Raw genomic sequence first — 225 nt, forward strand, 5'->3', positions numbered from 1 at the left:
CCTTGGGAGATGGTCCTCCCGGATTCCGACGGAGTTTCACGTGTTCCGCCGTACTCAGGATCCTGAACTGAGGAAACGAAGTTTCGCTTACGAGGCTATCACTCTCTTTGGCTAATCTTCCCAGATTATTCAACTACTTCATTTCTTGGTAACTCAAATGTTCAGTCCTACAACCCTAAGAAGCAAGCTTCTTAGTTTGGGCTCTTCCCGGTTCGCTCGCCGCTA

At 48.9% G+C, this 225-nt stretch carries 1 rRNA gene; it reads right to left on the reverse strand.

Annotation, left to right across the window (positions count from 1 at the left end):
- A 23S ribosomal RNA gene (locus tag OZJ21_RS09225) occupies positions 1 to 225 on the reverse strand; the annotation flags it as partial.

Origin of the sequence: Ligilactobacillus sp. UO.C109, from assembly GCF_026847815.1 — a bacterium.
Classification (GTDB): Bacteria; Bacillota; Bacilli; order Lactobacillales; family Lactobacillaceae; genus Ligilactobacillus; species Ligilactobacillus salivarius.